A 14,100-nucleotide genomic window follows, 5' to 3' on the forward strand; every position below is an offset into this window, starting at 1 on the left:
GTACCAATGGGTGGATTAAACATCATGGAAACGTTTCCAGAGAAAGGTCCGTTGTGGGAAGATCGTGGCGGCCCGCGGTGGCGGGCCGGGACGGGAGGCGGAGCGTGGCGCAGGGGCGGCGGACGGCGACGATCAAGGACGTGGCCGCGGCGGCGGGGGTCGGCATCGCCACCGTCTCGCGGGTCTTCTCCGGCACCGGCTCGGTGAGCGCGCCGACCCGCGCGCGCGTGCTGGCCGCCGCGGCCGAGCTGGACTACCGCCCGAGCGCCCTCGGCCGCGGCCTGAAGCTGCGCAGCAGCGGCGGCATCGGCCTGGTGGTCCCCGACGTCACCGACCCGTTCCGCGCCGAGCTGATCGCCGGCGTGCTGGCCTGCGCCGCCAGCCTCGGCGAGCACGTGGTGCTGGACGTCTCGCATGGCGACGCGGCGCGCGAGGCCGAGATCGTCGACCGGCTCGTCGGGCAGCGGGTCGACGGCATCATCGCGATCCCCGCCGGCGAGACGGCCGAGTGGCGCGCCGCCGCCGGCGTCGGGGCCAGCGTGGTGTTCGCCGACCGGGCCCTGCCGGGGCTGCCGGAGATCCCGTCGGTCCGGGCCGACGACGGCGCCGGGGTCCGCGCGCTCGCCGAGTACCTGGTGGGCCTCGGCCACCGCCGCGTCGCCTTCCTCGGGGCGGCGGCGCCGCGGGCGGTCCAGGGCGTGCGGGAGCGGGCCTTCCGCACGGCCCTGGGCGAGCTGGGCGTCCCGGTCGACGAGGACCTGGTCGTGACCGCCCGGCCGTCCCGCGACAGCGCCTACGCCGCGGCGGCGGGCCTGTTGCAGCGGCGGCAGGACGCGACCGCGGTGCTGGCGGCCGGGCACCTGCTCGGCGAGGCGGCCGTGCTGGTCGCCCGCGAGCTCGACCTGCGGGTGCCCGCCGACGTCTCGATCGGGATGGTCGACGACGCGCCGTGGGCCGAGCTGTGCGACCCGCCGCTGACCGCCGTCGCGCGGCCCGCCCACGACATCGGCTACCGCGCCACCGAGCTGCTGCTGCGCGACCGCAGCCGCCGGGGCCGGACCGGGCCGGTGCTGCTGCCGACCGAGCTGGTCGTCCGGGGGAGCTGCGGTCCGCCGAGGACGGGGCGGGGGCCGGGCCGGGGGACGGGACGCGGCGGCGGGCGGGGGGCCGGGCGCGCCTCCTGACCTGCCCGGGGCCCCGCCCGCGCGCGATGGCGCCGATCTGTGATCCCCCGAGGGGTCGGCAGGGCGCCCGCGGGCACGCTAGATTTCCGGGGTGGAGGAGATCGATCGTCAGATCCTGGCCCTGCTCGCCGACGACGGCCGGATGAGCTTCACCGATCTGGCCAAGGAGACGGGGCTGTCGGTATCGGCCGTGCACCAGCGGGTGCGGCGGTTGCAGAAGCGCGGCATCGTCACGGGCTTCACCGCCCAGCTCGACCACCAGCAGATCGGGCTGCCGCTGACCGCGTTCGTGTCGATCAAGCCGATCGACCCGGCCGCGCCCGACGACGCGCCCGAGCGGCTGGAGGGCCTCACCGCCATCGAGGCGTGCCATTCGGTGGCGGGGGAGGAGAGCTACATCCTCAAGGTGCGAGTGGCCTCGCCGAACGAGCTGGAGGAACTGCTCCAGCAGATCCGCGCCGCCGCCAACGTCGCCACCCGCACCACGGTCGTGCTCAGCACCCCCTGGGAGGGCCGCCGACCGTCGCTGTGATCCGCCGGCGGCGGGGCCCGGCGGGCCCCGCCGCACCGGTCACAGCCGCGGCGGGGCGAAGGCGTCCAGCGCCTCGCGCGCGAGGTACATCGAGTCCCAGGGGTCGGCGTCCGGACCGGTCAGCTCGGGGTCGAAGTTCACGTCCACGAACAGCTCGGTCACGCCCTGCTCGGCGAGCACCCCGAAGTCGGACCGGATCTCCTCGTGCGACCCGGTCAGCGGCCGGCGGCCGGGGGCGCCCGCGGGACGCACCCGGACCGCACCCCGGCACACGAACCGCAGCGCCGCCGGGTCGCGGCCGGCCTTTTCGGCCGACTCCCGGACGATCTCGATCGAGCGCCCGATCCCGGCCAGGTCGGCACGGCTGGAGCTGACCCAGCCCGCCGCGAGCCGGCCGGCGCGGCGCAGCGCCGGCTCGGACGAGCCGCCCATCAGGATCGGCGGCTCGGGCGACTGGAGCGGCTTGGGGTCGAACAGCACCGGCGGGATGTCGTAGAACTCCCCGTGGAACTCGCTCACCTCGTCGGCCCACAGCGAGCGCAGCGCCGCGACGAACTCCTCGGCGCGGGCGCCGCGGCGCTCCATCGGCACGCCGGTGGCGGCGAACTCGGCGGGCATCCAGCCGAGGCCGAGCCCGAGGTCGAGCCGCCCGCCGGTGACATGGTCGAGCGTGGCGGCCTGCTTGGCCAGCAGCGGCGGCGAGGTGAACGGGACGTTGACGATGGCCACGCCGAGCCGGACCCGGCTGGTGTACCCGGCGAGGTAGGCCAGGGTGATCAGCGGATCGGACACGTTGCGGTAGGTGTGGTCGGCGGTGTCGGCCGGGTTGACCAGCCGTTGCAGCGTCCACAGCGAGTGGTAGCCGAGCTCCTCGGCCCGCTGGGCGATCAGCACCTGGTTGGCCGGGGTGGCCCACGCTCCCGACACCGGCACGGCGAACCCGATGAGCACGGCGCTCCTCCTCGTCATCGTCGAAAGGTCCGACCCTATCTCCGCCCGGGCCGCGCCTTACAGTGTCAAGGCCCGTGCCCCGGCGCGCCTCGATGATCTAGCGCGGTCCGCGCCTGCACCGGGGACGTCCGGCGATGGAACGCGGCGCGCAGCGCCGCGTACGCGGCGGGCGGGGCGGCCAGATGGTCCAGGCCGAGTAGGGCGGCCCCGAGCAGCGGCGGTTCGCCGGGGACGACGAGCCGGGCCCGCGGCGCCAGGCGCGAGTACCATTCCCGAACGGCGTCCATCAGGACGGGGCGCCGGGCGGCCAGCACCCCGCCGCCGAGCACGACGTCGGCGGGGATCTCCAGCAGATCCAGCCGCCGCAGCGCGACCGAGCCGAGCAGCGCGACCTCCTCGGCGAGCCGTCCCGCCACACCGAGCGCGACCGGGTCGCCGGCCGCGGCGGCGTCGAGCAGGACGGGCGCCAGCCCGGTGAGCCGGCTCTCGGCGATGTGGCCCCGGTGGACGCCGAGGCCCGCGTCGATGGCACGGTCCACGCCGAAGTGCGCGGCGACCGCGGCCGACAGCGCGGTGTGCGGGCCGCGGCCGTCCTCGGCGCGCACCGCGTGCCAGAGCGCGGCCCGGCCGAGCTCGCCGCCGCCGCCCCAATCGCCGGTGTGTGCGCCGAGGGACGGGAAGCGGGCGGTGCGGCCGTCGGGCGCCACGCCCGCGCAGTTGATGCCCGCGCCGCAGACCACCGCGACGCCCCAGCCCTCGGTGGCGGCGCTGCGCAGCAGGGCGAAGGTGTCGTTGCCGACCGTGACGTCCGGCGCGACGCCGCGGGCGAGCAGGAGCCCCTTCAGCCGCTCCTCCTCGTCGGGGAGGTCCACGTTCGCCAGGTACGCGGCCAGGTGGACGACGTCGCCGGCCGCGGCGCCCGCGGCGTCGAGCGCGCCGCCGATGGCGGCGGTCAGCCCGTCCACCGCGGGGCCGAGGCCGCCGAGGTGCGGGTGGAACCCGCCGCCGCGGGCGGTGCCGAGCAGCTCCCCGCCGACCCCGGCCACGGCCACGTCGGTCTTGCTGTTGCCGCCGTCGACCGCGACCAGCACCGGCGGCATCAGGTGGCCCAGGGCAGGTGGGCGCGGTTGGCGGCGATCAGGTCGCGGGCGAGGCGCTCGGCGGTGCCGGCCTGCCCGACCAGCGGGTGCGCCAGCAGGGCGGCGGCGACGCGGTCGGCGCCGCCGCGCAGCGCCGCGTCCAGGGCCAGCTCCTCGTAGGCCGACACGTGCGCGATCAGTCCCGCGTAGAGCGGTTCCACCGGGTCCACGGGCAGCGGCACCGGCCCGGCGGCGGTGATCCGCGCCGGGACCTCGATGACGGCGCGCGGGTCCAGGAACGGCAGCGTGCCGCCGTTGCGGACGTTCACCACCTGGGTGTCGCCCCGGTCGCCGAGGAGGGACGCGACGAGCTGGACGGCGGCCTCGGAGTAGAAGGCGCCGCCGCGCTCCTCCAGCCGGGCCGGCTTGGTGTCCAGGGCCGGGTCGGCGTACATCGCCAGAAGCTCGCGCTCGAGCGCCGCCACCTCCTGCGCGCGTGAGGGCGAGCCGCGCAGCTCCTCCACGACCTGGTCGTGCGCGTAGAAGTAGCGCAGGTAGTAGGACGGGACGGCGCCGAGCCGCGCGATGAACGGTGCGGGGAGCCCGGTCCCAGCGGCGACCGCGTCCAGGTGCTCCGACAGCAGCCGGGGGAGGGCGTCGGTCCCGTCGACCCGGGCCGAGCGGGTCCAGGTGAGGTGGTTGAGGCCGACGTGGCCCGCCTCGACCCGGTCCGGGGGGACGCCCAGCAGCGCGGCGAAGCGCCGCTGGACGCCGATCGCCACGTTGCACAGCCCGACCGCGCGGTGCCCGGCGTCCAGCAGCGCCCGGGTGACGATGCCGACGGGGTTGGTGAAGTCGACGATCCACGCGTCCGGGGCGCGGGCGGCGACGCGGGCCGCGATGTCGAGCACGACCGGGACGGTGCGCAGCGCCTTGGCGAGCCCGCCCGCGCCGGTGGTCTCCTGCCCGACGCACCCGCACGCGAGCGGGATCGTCTCGTCCAGGTGCCGGGCCGCCTGCCCGCCGACCCGCAGTTGCAGCAGCACGACGTCGGCGCCGTCGACCGCCCCGTCGAGGTCGGTGGTGGTCCGGACCGTCCCCGGATGGCCCTCGCGGGCGAACATCCGGGCGGCCAGGCCGCCGACCAGGGCGAGCCGTTCCGCGTCCGGGTCGGCCAGGACCAGTTCGCCGACCTGCGGCTCCGCGCGCGTACGGGCGAGCCCGTCGACCAGTTCCGGGGTGTAGGTCGAGCCTCCCCCGACGACCACCAGCTTCAACCCTTGACTCCCGTCAGTGTGATGCCCTGCACGAAGACGCGCTGGGCGAGGAGGAACACGACGATCACCGGCAGCACGGTGAGCAGCGTCGCGGCCATGGTCAGGTTCCATTCGACGTTGTGCGCCGCGCGGAAGGTGGCGATGCCCACGGCCAGCGGCCAGGCGTCGGGCTTGGCGTACACCAGCGGCCCGTAGTAGTCGTTCCAGCAGTAGAAGAACTGGAACAGCGCCACCGCCGCCAGCGCGGGCCGCGCCATCGGCAGGACCACCCGCACCATGGTGGTGAACTCGCCGCAGCCGTCCACCCGGGCCGCGTCGGCGTAGTCGCGCGGGATCGTCACCAGGAACTGCCGCAGCAGGAAGATGGAGAAGGCGTCGCCGAACAGCAGCGGCAGGATCAGCGGCCACAGCGTCCCGGTGAGCTCGAACCGCGCCCAGACGATGTACAGCGGCACCACGGTGATCTGAGGGGGCAGCATCATCGTGGTGATGACCAGCACGAACGCCACCTTGCGGCCCCGGAACCTGAACCGGGCCAGCGCGTAGGCGACCGGGACGCTCGACACCAGCATGAACAGCGTGCCGAGCACCGCGTACAGCAGGCTGTTGCCGAGCCAGCGCGCCATGTCGCCCGACAGCACCTCGGTGAAGTTGCCCCACTGCCAGTGCGCGGGCCACAGGTCGCCGCTGAGCGTCTGCTCGTCCGACATCACCGCGGTGAGGAACATGAACAGCAGGGGCGCCAGGAACATCAGCGACAGCGCGATCGCGACCGCGTGCGCGGCCACCCACAGCAGCGCCCGCCGCCCGCGCGGGCCGCCGGGGCCCCGGCGCGGACGGCCGCCTGCCGGCGCGGTCGCGGTGCGGGTCAGTGCGCGGGCCGCGGTGCGGGTCAGTGCGCGGGCCGCGGTGCCGGTCATGACGCCTCCCCGTCGGCGAAGGAGTGGAACTGCCGGAGCAGCAGCAGGGTGAAGAGCATCGCGACGGCGAACAGCAGCAGCGCCAGCACGCACGCGTAGCCCATGTTGAACTGCCGGAACCCCTCGTCGTACAGGTACTGCGGGAACGTCAGCGTGGAGCCGCCGGGGTAGCCGGGCGCGAGCTGGGTGCCGGGCTGGTCGCTCTGCCCGGCCGCGACCTTCCCCGCGACCATCGCCTGGGTGAAGTACTGGAGGGTCTGGATGACCCCGGTCACCGCGGCGAACGCCAGCACGGGGGAGACGGTGGGCAGGGTGATGTGCCGGAACCGCTGCCAGGGGCCCGCACCGTCGATCTCGGCGGCCTCGTAGAGCTGCCGCGGCACGTCCAGCACGGCGGCCAGCAGGATGATCATCACGTCGCCGACGGCCCACAGGCCGAGCAGCGCGAGGCCGGGCTTGCTCCAGCCGGGGTCGTTGAACCAGTCGGGCAGCGGGATCCCGGCCAGGTCCGCGAGGTGGTCGACCGGCCCGGTCCCCGGGTTCAGCACGAACACGAACGCGACCGTCGCCGACACCGGCGGGACCAGGTAGGGCAGGTAGAAGATCGAGCGGAACAGGCCGCCGCCGCGCTTGAGGTGGGCCAGGAGCTGCGCCGCGCCCAGCCCGAACAGCACCCGCAGCGGCACCATGAGCGCGACCAGCCACAGCGTGTTGAACATGGACCGCCGGGCGTCCTGGTCGCCGAACAGGTACCGGTAGTTGGTCAGGCCGACGTACTCCAGGTTGAACAGGTCGTACCGGGTGAAAGAGAAGTACACCGTGGCCAGCAGCGGATACCCGAAGAACAGCGTGAAGCCGATGAGCCACGGCGACAGGAAGGCCAGCACCCGGAGCCGGCGGTGGCGCCGCGCCCGCGCGCCGGCCGTCCGCCCGCGCGGTGCCGCCGCGGAGGCGCCGGTGACGGCGGCCATCCTCAGCCGCCCGCCAGCTCGAGCGCCTTGTCGACCTTCGCGTCGAGGTCGCGAAGCCCCTGGTCGGGGTCCTTGACCTTGCCGGTCTCCCACTCGTCCTGGACGAACCGTTGGAGCTGGACGAGGTAGTCGCCGCCGTTCGGGCTGGACGGGCTGGTGGTGGTCGCCGGGTGCTTGAACACGTTGAGGAACGTCCCGAACTGCGCGGGCAGCTTCAGTCCCGGCGACGACAGCGCCGGCAGCGTGCTCGGCACGTTGCCGAGCGCGTTGGCCATGGTGACCAGCGAGCCGGTGTCGGTGGCGAGGTATTTGACGAACGCCCAGGCGGCCTCGGCGTGCTTGGAGCCGCGCGGGATCCCCATGATGGTGCCGAGGGTGAAGCCGCCGCCGTACTGGGCCGCCCGGTCGTCGGAGACCGGCGGCGGGGCGGTGCCGTAGTCCAGCGCGGGCGCCTCCTTCTGGATGAACTTGGTGCGCCACTCGCCGTCGACGGCCATGGCGACCTTGCCCTTCTGGAAGGGGTTGGACGCCTCGAACTCCTGGCCCATGCTCCGCATGAACTTCTTGGCGTTGTCGTAGCCGTACCAGTCGAGCAGGTCCTTCTCCCACTTCAGGTACGCCTTGAACGCGGGGTCCTTGGAGAAGTTCGCGGTGCCGGCGGGGGTCAGCCACTTCACTCCGAAGCTGGTGGCGATGTGCTGCGGGGTGTGCTCGTAGTACTGGACCGACGGCATGAACCCGGCGACCTTGATGGTCCCGTCCGGGGCGCGCACCGTGAGCTTCTTGGCCAGCGCCGTCAGCTCGCTCATGGTCTTGGGCGGCGCGTTCCCCTTCATCAGCGCGGTGTTGTAGTAGAGGCCGTAGGCGTCGGCGAGCAGCGGCAGGGCGCAGCGCCTGCCCTTGAACTGGGTGTAGTCCTGGACGGCCTTCGGGAACATGTTCAGGTCGACGCCGTCCTCGCGCAGCCGCGGCGTCAGCTCCTGCCAGGCGCCGCTCTGGCAGAACTGCCCGAGGTTGTCGGTGGTGAAGGAGGCGACGACGTCGGGCGGGTTCCCGCCGCGGATGGCGTTGGTGATCTGGTCGTCGGTCTGGTTGCCGGTGACCTTCACGGTGATGTTCGGATGCAGCTTGCGGAAGCCGTCGACCGCGTCCTCGAACCCTTTGACCTCGTGGTCGGCGCTCCAGCCGTGCCACACCTGGAGGGTCTGCTTCTCGTCGGTCTTCGGGCCGCCGCCGGTTCCGCCGCCGCCGCCGGCCGTGCAGGCGGACGTGAGGCCGAGGCCCAGGGCGGCCAGGGCCGCCGTGATCCGGCGTGGTGTGGGGGTGCGCACTCCGGTTCTCCTTCGGGGGAGGGACGGCCGGGGCGGCCGTCGGGTCAGGAGGTGGTGTCGGAGAAGACCTCGTCGCGGGTCTCCTGGAGGGCCTGCTGGAGCGCCCCGGCCAGGACGGGGTTGTCCTGGAGGGAGCTGAGCCGCACCGCGGGACGCGGGACGGCCAGTGCGTGCAGATGCCGTTCGACCCGCGCGCGCAGCGGCTCGCCGCCGGCCCGCAGGACCTCGCCGGTGAGGACGATCAGTGCCGGGTCCAGGACCGCCACGACGGCCGCCAGGGTCGTGCCGAGCCGCGCGGCCAGCTCGGCCAGCGCCGCCTCCGCGGGCCCGTCCGGCGCCTTCTCGGAGGCTCCGGCCGCCGCGGCGGCGCGGGTGAGGGCGGTGGCGGCGTCGCGTCCCCGGAAGCCGTGCTCGCGCATCAGCCTGAGCACGGCCGCGCCGCCCGTCAGGCCCTGCACGCGCCCGGTGTGGGCGAGCCGCGCGTCGTGGTCGCGCGGCCCGCCGGCCGCGGGCATGTAGGCGATCTCGCCCGCGCCGCCGGTGGCGCCCCGGTGCAGCGCACCGTTCAGCACCACGGCCATGCCGACGCCGTCGGCGACCCAGAGCAGCACGAAGTCGCCCGCCCCGGCGGCCTGCCCGCCCGCCAGCTCGGCCAGGGCCGACAGGTTGACGTCGTTCTCGATCGCGACCGGCAGGCCGAGGCCGGCGGTGAGCGTGCCGACCAGGCCGGGGACGTGCCAGCCGGGGATGTGCGCGGCGTAGCCGAGCCGGCCGGTGCCCGGGTCCACCGCGCCCTGGATGCCGATCACGGCGCGCCGCAGCCGGGACCGGGTGAGGCCGGCCGCCGCGGCCGCTCCGTCCAGCGCGGCGCCGACCCGGGCCACGACGTCGACGCCGGACCGGCCCGGCGTGGGCAGGGTGTGCTCGCCCACGACCGTCCCGGTGAGGTCGGCGACGCGGGCGAGGACGCGGGCCGGGGTCACGTCGGCGCCCGCCACGTGCGCGGCCCCCGGGTTGATCCGGTAGAGCCCGGCGGTGCGGCCGGGCAGCCCCTCGCGGATCCCGTCCCGGACGACCAGCCCGGCCTCCTCCAGCCGCGCCAGGAGCTGGGACGCGGTCGGCTTGGAGAGGCCGGTCAGGTCCGAGAGCTGCGGCCGGGTGAGCGGGCCCCGCGACAGCAGCGCCTCCAGGGCCGCGCGGTCGTTGATGGCCCGCAGCATGCTGGGGGTTCCCGGCGTGGGCGTCGGCACGGGCGCCGCTCCCTCCTGAGTTAGGAAGGTTTCCTAACTTGGACGAGAAAGTAAACAACCCTTACGAACGGGTCAAGGGAGGTGGTGTGGCCGGGACCGGCCGCGCACTCCGCGCCGGGGCGGCACGGGTCCGGCTCAGGAGCGGCTCGGGGGGCGCTTCAGGAGTGCCTCAGGGGGCGGCGACGATGAAGCTGGAGTTGCCGAAGCCGACCTCGTCGCCGGCGCGGACGCGGGCCGGGCCGGTCAGCCGCCAGCCGTTCACCCGGGTCCCGTTCATCGAGCCGAGGTCGGAGACCATCCAGGACTCCTCGTCCTGGTAGATCTCGGCGTGGAACCGCGACACGGTCAGGTCGGTGAGGATGAACTGGCAGCCCGGCGCGCGGCCGACCACGATGCGGGTCAGGCCGGCCGGGGGGAGCATGAACCGGGGCAGCCGCGGCGCCCGCCAGGCCGCCTCGATGCGCGCGGTCGCCTGGGACACCGAGGAGATGATGCCGGTGAGCCGGTTGACCACCCTGCCGGTGGGCGGCAGGTCGTGCACGATGTCGGCGAGCTCGGCCTGGCTGCGGGCGCGCAGCACCTGGTCGACACGGCGCTCGAACGTCTCGTTCGACATCCGGCCCTCGGCGACCTGGTCGCCGAGCATCTGAAGGGCCCGGTCCCGCTCCATGTCGGACGCTCTCACCGGATATGAGGGCTGACCGTCCATAGCTGTGAGTATCCAGATCCTGTCGTTTACTGTCTAGCGAGAAGGTAGAAGATCATTGATCACGCGCACTCTGGCATGTTAGACGCCCTTTGGACACGGGAAGTTCGCTCTCGCCCGTCTCGAGCCCCTTCGCCTGCGGAGCGGTCGGGAGACGATTGGGAGACGATCTTCCGCCGGGTCTCCGCCGGTCGCGTCTGGAGCGCCGCGACCAACTCGGCCCGCATGCGGTCGGACACGTGTGCGCAGGTGCCGCCGATGCCGGGCATCGCGCGTCCGAGGCGGTCCCGTTCGAGGATCTCCGGTATCCCGTCCTCGTCCATCCAGACGCGCAGCGGGCCACAACGGCAACACCGCGCACCGCGCGCCTACGCCGCCCAACTTCGCCAGGTCCTGCATAACGCCCGACCCGCGCTGAAGAGACGGCCGTCAACGGGGCATCGATCTGGCGCCGTCGGTGGCGACGGCATAGGCACGGCGGGCCATCTGGTCGTACGACAAGTATTCTCCGTCCTTTGTCCTGCCCGCGTACCAGACAGTCGCCAGGACGTTGCTTATCCGGAAGCTGAGCTCCGCGCATCCCCTGTCCCTCGGCCGGGTAGGGCAGTTCTCGTAGTCAAGCGATCTGATGGACGCCTCCTCGCCCGGCCCGCGCAGCAGACTGAAATTCTTGTTGTCCTGGGAAACAGGGAATCTGGACCAGTGCCGGCGCTTCGCGATGTCCGCGCCGATTCCCGGAACCTCATCGGGAGTACGGATGCTCGCCACCGTGAATCCACCGAGACCCGCCTCTTGGACCCACTCGCAACTCGCGATTTCCGTACCCGACTGCAGCCCCTTCCCAAAGTCGAGGTTCCTGTCCTTGTGCACCGGAGTTCCCGGCTTGGGGCCGCCCAGCTTGTCCAGGGTCGCCTTGGTGACCAACCCGCACGGCCCGGGCAGCTTCCCGAGCGGCGGCGTCCCTCCCGCAGGCTTCGTGATCTTCGGCTCGGCTCCGGCGGTGGACCCCAGGTTCCGGGCGGCGTCCACCGCCGCAGCGAACACGCGAGGCCGCAGGCTCTCCATCGGAGGCAGGGTCAACCGGCCACCGGAATGGTCTTCGCCAAAGTACTCGACCTTGACGGTGATGTTCTTCACGCGAAATACCACAGTGACGTAGGAATGCGCACCCCAGGTTTCCGTGCCGTAGTAGATCGCTTCCTCGCCGACGCCCGTGAGGCTCTCCGGCTTTGGCCGCCGCCTGTCTTCCACGTTTGTTTTGTTTTTGAAGAACGTGTAGGCCATATCCCGTTCCTGCCTGAACGACTCCATGGCGCCGGGTACCGATTCCGACCGTGTGACGAACGCCTGAAGAACTCGCTTCTTTCCGCCGACGTCCCTCGCCTGATCATTGGATCGCCAGACGCAGCCCAGACGATCCGATGCGCTGAGGCCGCTGATCTTGGCCGCCTTCGCCTGCGGGGCCACCTTGGCGGCCGTCTTGCGAGAGACGAGGCCGTCACACTTCCCGGGCATCTGGATGGCGGGGGCAAAGGCTGCGGCGAGGTGATTCTTGGAGATTTTCGGGATCGCCGCGAACTCGGGCCCGCCGTCGCCCTCATCGTCACCCGAGCCGGCGCTGACAACCACGACCCCGGCCGACAGGAGCAAGGCGACTCCCACGGCACCCGCGATCAGCCCGCGCTGCCGTCGGTTGCTCGTACGGGGGGTTGACGTGCTCACTTCCGCGGTCGCGTCCGGGCGGGATTCAGGGGATGCAGGGGAGGCGGGGGCGGTCATACCGGTGTCTGACTCCGAAACCGCCAACGAGGTTCGGTTCGCGATCACCGAATGTTCGGCTGCGACCGGTCCTCTCTGGCGAAGAGTGACGAGCCGGTGCCCCGGCGGCGGCATCCGCCCGGCCGGCGGTAAGGACGCCGACATGGCGGAAGACCTGGCGCGACTCCAGGACGAGGGAGAGGACCTGCGCGTCGGCGTGCCGGTCGAGGAACCGCGCAAGCTGGTCGGCATCGTCCCACTCTGGCCAGCCTGATATCGGTTCGGTGCGGCGCTCTTGCGGATCTCGGCGCTGCCTCTACGGTGAGCCGGGCAAGAGGGTGCCCGCGGAGGGAGTTCGTTGTGGCTGTCGAGTTCACGCGTCCGGGTGCCCCATCGGCCGAGGATCCGGTGATGGTGCAGGCCATGGCCGTGTGGGACGCGTTGACGCCGGGTGAGCGGCGGGATCTGTTCCGGTCGCTTGCGCAGGTCGTGGCCGTGTATGGCCGGACGGAGAATGTTGACCACCTGGTGCGGTTTGCGGAGAGTGTTGACGGGATGGTCCGGCTCGAGTCGACAACCGACCTGCGTCAGACGATCCGGGAGACCCGCGACGTTCCAGGCGAGCCGGCCGAGGTGAGCTTCGCGGACATGGCGAGGCGACTCGAGGGGTAGCCATGCGGCGGCGGCTGCGACCGACCACACGGACTCGGGCACTGGTCACCGAGTGGTCGGCCACGGCGTCAGCCGAGCACCGACGGCGGATGGCCGAACTTCTGCACTCGCTCGGCAGCGGAATCTGGGTGACGCGCTGGTGGTGGGTGCCGTACAGCAGCGACCCCGAGGTGATCGAGATCCGGTTCGACACGCACGCGCATGTGTTCATGCGGGTGTGGCTCGACGAGGACGACCTCCGTGAGTACGCCGACTTCATCTCGATCGAGCACAGCGACCCGGAGAGCGCTGAGAGCGCCGTCGACTAGCCGGGCCGGCTCGTCAGAGCAGGTGGGGCATGGCGCCGGTGCCTCGCCGGACGATCTCCCCGGCGATCGATTCGTTGAACCGGGCCGGCGGCCGAGGGGTCAGGCGGTGGAGGTCGTCAGGTCCTCGACGCGTGCTTCGGCGGAGCGGCGGACCGCGTCGACGCCGTTCAGCGCGGAATCCTTGGTGGTGTAGCCCTGGCTGGCCGCGATGATCTCCCCGTTGGGGGCCTTGAGATGGAAGCGGAACTCGCCGGCGTGGTCCTTGAAGATCTCGAATTTGGCTGCCATAGCCGTCGGCTACCCGCTGGACCTGCGAGAACAACGCTGTTTGGTGAAGGTTTGGGAGTGTCGGGGCCATGTGCGGCCCGTCCGCCACCCCCGCCTCACCGGGAGACGACGCCCAAGAGACTGTCCGGCGCCGACGGTGTCGGAGATGCTGGGAGGAGCGCCCCGACGAAAGGAGCTTCTCTGTGCTCGAGGTCATTGGTGCCGGGTTCGGACGCACCGGCACGCTGTCGATGAAGGCTGCCCTGGAACGACTCGGCTTCGGTCCGTGCCATCACATGCTGGAGCTGGTCGAGAATTCGGCGCAGGGCGATCTGTGGATGCCCGTCGCGCGCGGCGAGGACGTCGACTGGGACGTCGTGTTCGAGGGGTACCGGTCCTGCGTGGACTGGCCCAGCGCCGGCTACTGGCGGGAGCTGTCGGCCGCCTATCCGGACGCCAAGATGATCCTCACCGTCCGGGATCCGGGGAAGTGGTGGGAGAGCGTCCATGACAGCATCTACCAGTTCACCCGGCGGCCCGCCCCGCCGGACCCGTCGGGGGTCTACCGGAGCGTGCGCGCCATCGCCGACAAGGCGGTGTGGGAGGACACGTTCGGCGGCCGGTTCGCCGACCGGGCCCACGCCATCGGCGTCTTCGAGGAGCACACCGAGACGGTCCGCCGGGAGATCCCGGCGGAGCGCCTGCTGGTGTTCGAGGTCGCGCAGGGCTGGGAGCCGCTCTGCTCCTTCCTGGGCGTTCCCGTGCCCGACGAGGAGTTCCCCCGCCTGAACGACCGCGCCGCGATCAACGCGATGATGATGGAGAGGTTCGACCAGGCATAGCAGGCCGACCACCGCGGTGCCGGCGCCGTCCGTGTCCGGACGCCGGCACCGC

The 14,100-nt window shown here is 72.6% G+C and carries 15 protein-coding genes; 5 read left to right on the plus strand and 10 right to left on the minus strand.

What is annotated here, in order from left to right; genetic code table 11:
• The first annotated feature begins 104 nt into the window (after positions 1–104).
• Entirely contained in the window at positions 105–1,184 is a 1,080-nt protein-coding gene (locus OHA34_RS02615; RefSeq protein ID WP_329520577.1) for a LacI family DNA-binding transcriptional regulator, read from the plus strand.
• 91 nt (positions 1,185–1,275) lie between these two features.
• Positions 1,276–1,716: an Lrp/AsnC family transcriptional regulator gene (locus OHA34_RS02620; RefSeq protein WP_285943570.1), complete on the plus strand. Its 441-nt coding sequence runs from the start codon at positions 1,276–1,278 to the stop codon at positions 1,714–1,716.
• Between the two features lie 39 nt (positions 1,717–1,755).
• Here OHA34_RS02620 and OHA34_RS02625 read toward each other — a convergent pair whose 3' ends face one another.
• The 9 genes from OHA34_RS02625 to OHA34_RS02665 all read right to left on the minus strand — a co-directional run bounded on the left by OHA34_RS02625 (position 1,756) and on the right by OHA34_RS02665 (position 11,851).
• Complete coding sequence (locus OHA34_RS02625; RefSeq protein ID WP_285943569.1) at positions 1,756–2,685, minus strand: TIGR03619 family F420-dependent LLM class oxidoreductase; 930 nt, start codon at positions 2,683–2,685, stop codon at positions 1,756–1,758.
• A 47-nt stretch (positions 2,686–2,732) separates the two neighbouring features.
• Entirely contained in the window at positions 2,733–3,767 is a 1,035-nt protein-coding gene (locus tag OHA34_RS02630) for an N-acetylglucosamine kinase (RefSeq protein WP_329520578.1), read from the minus strand.
• Positions 3,767–5,014 carry a 6-phospho-beta-glucosidase gene (locus tag OHA34_RS02635; RefSeq protein WP_285943843.1) on the minus strand — a complete coding sequence of 416 codons (1,248 nt, stop codon included), beginning with the start codon at positions 5,012–5,014 and terminating at the stop codon, positions 3,767–3,769. The genes OHA34_RS02630 and OHA34_RS02635 overlap by 1 nt, the downstream gene beginning before the upstream one ends.
• Before the next feature lie 5 nt (positions 5,015–5,019).
• On the minus strand, positions 5,020–5,943 hold the full coding sequence (locus OHA34_RS02640) for a carbohydrate ABC transporter permease (protein ID WP_329520579.1): 924 nt from the start codon (positions 5,941–5,943) through the stop codon (positions 5,020–5,022).
• Positions 5,940–6,914 (minus strand): carbohydrate ABC transporter permease, encoded by a 975-nt coding sequence (locus OHA34_RS02645; RefSeq protein ID WP_329520580.1) that lies wholly within the window; start codon positions 6,912–6,914, stop codon positions 5,940–5,942. Before OHA34_RS02645 ends, OHA34_RS02640 begins: the two co-directional genes overlap by 4 nt.
• A 2-nt stretch (positions 6,915–6,916) precedes the next feature.
• Positions 6,917–8,245 carry an ABC transporter substrate-binding protein gene (locus OHA34_RS02650; protein WP_329520581.1) on the minus strand — a complete coding sequence of 443 codons (1,329 nt, stop codon included), beginning with the start codon at positions 8,243–8,245 and terminating at the stop codon, positions 6,917–6,919.
• 44 nt (positions 8,246–8,289) lie between these two features.
• Positions 8,290–9,495 (minus strand): ROK family transcriptional regulator, encoded by a 1,206-nt coding sequence (locus OHA34_RS02655; protein ID WP_285943564.1) that lies wholly within the window; start codon positions 9,493–9,495, stop codon positions 8,290–8,292.
• 169 nt (positions 9,496–9,664) lie between these two features.
• A complete protein-coding gene (locus tag OHA34_RS02660) occupies positions 9,665–10,204 on the minus strand; it encodes a DUF1707 and FHA domain-containing protein (protein ID WP_285943563.1) in 540 nt (179 codons plus the stop codon).
• Positions 10,205–10,630: 426 nt separating this feature from the next.
• Positions 10,631–11,851 (minus strand): hypothetical protein, encoded by a 1,221-nt coding sequence (locus OHA34_RS02665; protein WP_329520582.1) that lies wholly within the window; start codon positions 11,849–11,851, stop codon positions 10,631–10,633.
• Between the two features lie 468 nt (positions 11,852–12,319).
• On the opposite strand from OHA34_RS02665, the gene OHA34_RS02670 reads away from it, so the two are divergent.
• The gene (locus OHA34_RS02670; RefSeq protein WP_329520583.1) at positions 12,320–12,631 is read left to right on the plus strand and encodes a hypothetical protein; all 312 of its coding nucleotides are present in this window, start codon (positions 12,320–12,322) and stop codon (positions 12,629–12,631) included.
• An 89-nt stretch (positions 12,632–12,720) separates the two neighbouring features.
• Positions 12,721–12,939: a hypothetical protein gene (locus OHA34_RS02675; RefSeq protein ID WP_285943559.1), complete on the plus strand. Its 219-nt coding sequence runs from the start codon at positions 12,721–12,723 to the stop codon at positions 12,937–12,939.
• Positions 12,940–13,038: 99 nt separating this feature from the next.
• On the opposite strand, the gene OHA34_RS02680 is transcribed toward OHA34_RS02675, so the two are convergent.
• The gene (locus tag OHA34_RS02680) at positions 13,039–13,227 is read right to left on the minus strand and encodes a YegP family protein (protein ID WP_285943557.1); all 189 of its coding nucleotides are present in this window, start codon (positions 13,225–13,227) and stop codon (positions 13,039–13,041) included.
• Positions 13,228–13,409: 182 nt separating this feature from the next.
• Here OHA34_RS02680 and OHA34_RS02685 point away from each other — a divergent pair, with 182 nt between their 5' ends.
• On the plus strand, positions 13,410–14,048 hold the full coding sequence (locus tag OHA34_RS02685; protein ID WP_285943556.1) for a sulfotransferase family protein: 639 nt from the start codon (positions 13,410–13,412) through the stop codon (positions 14,046–14,048).
• The last annotated feature ends 52 nt before the right edge of the window (positions 14,049–14,100 follow it).

This window comes from Spirillospora sp. NBC_01491, from assembly GCF_036227065.1.
Lineage (GTDB): Bacteria > Actinomycetota > Actinomycetes > Streptosporangiales > Streptosporangiaceae > Spirillospora > Spirillospora xylanilytica.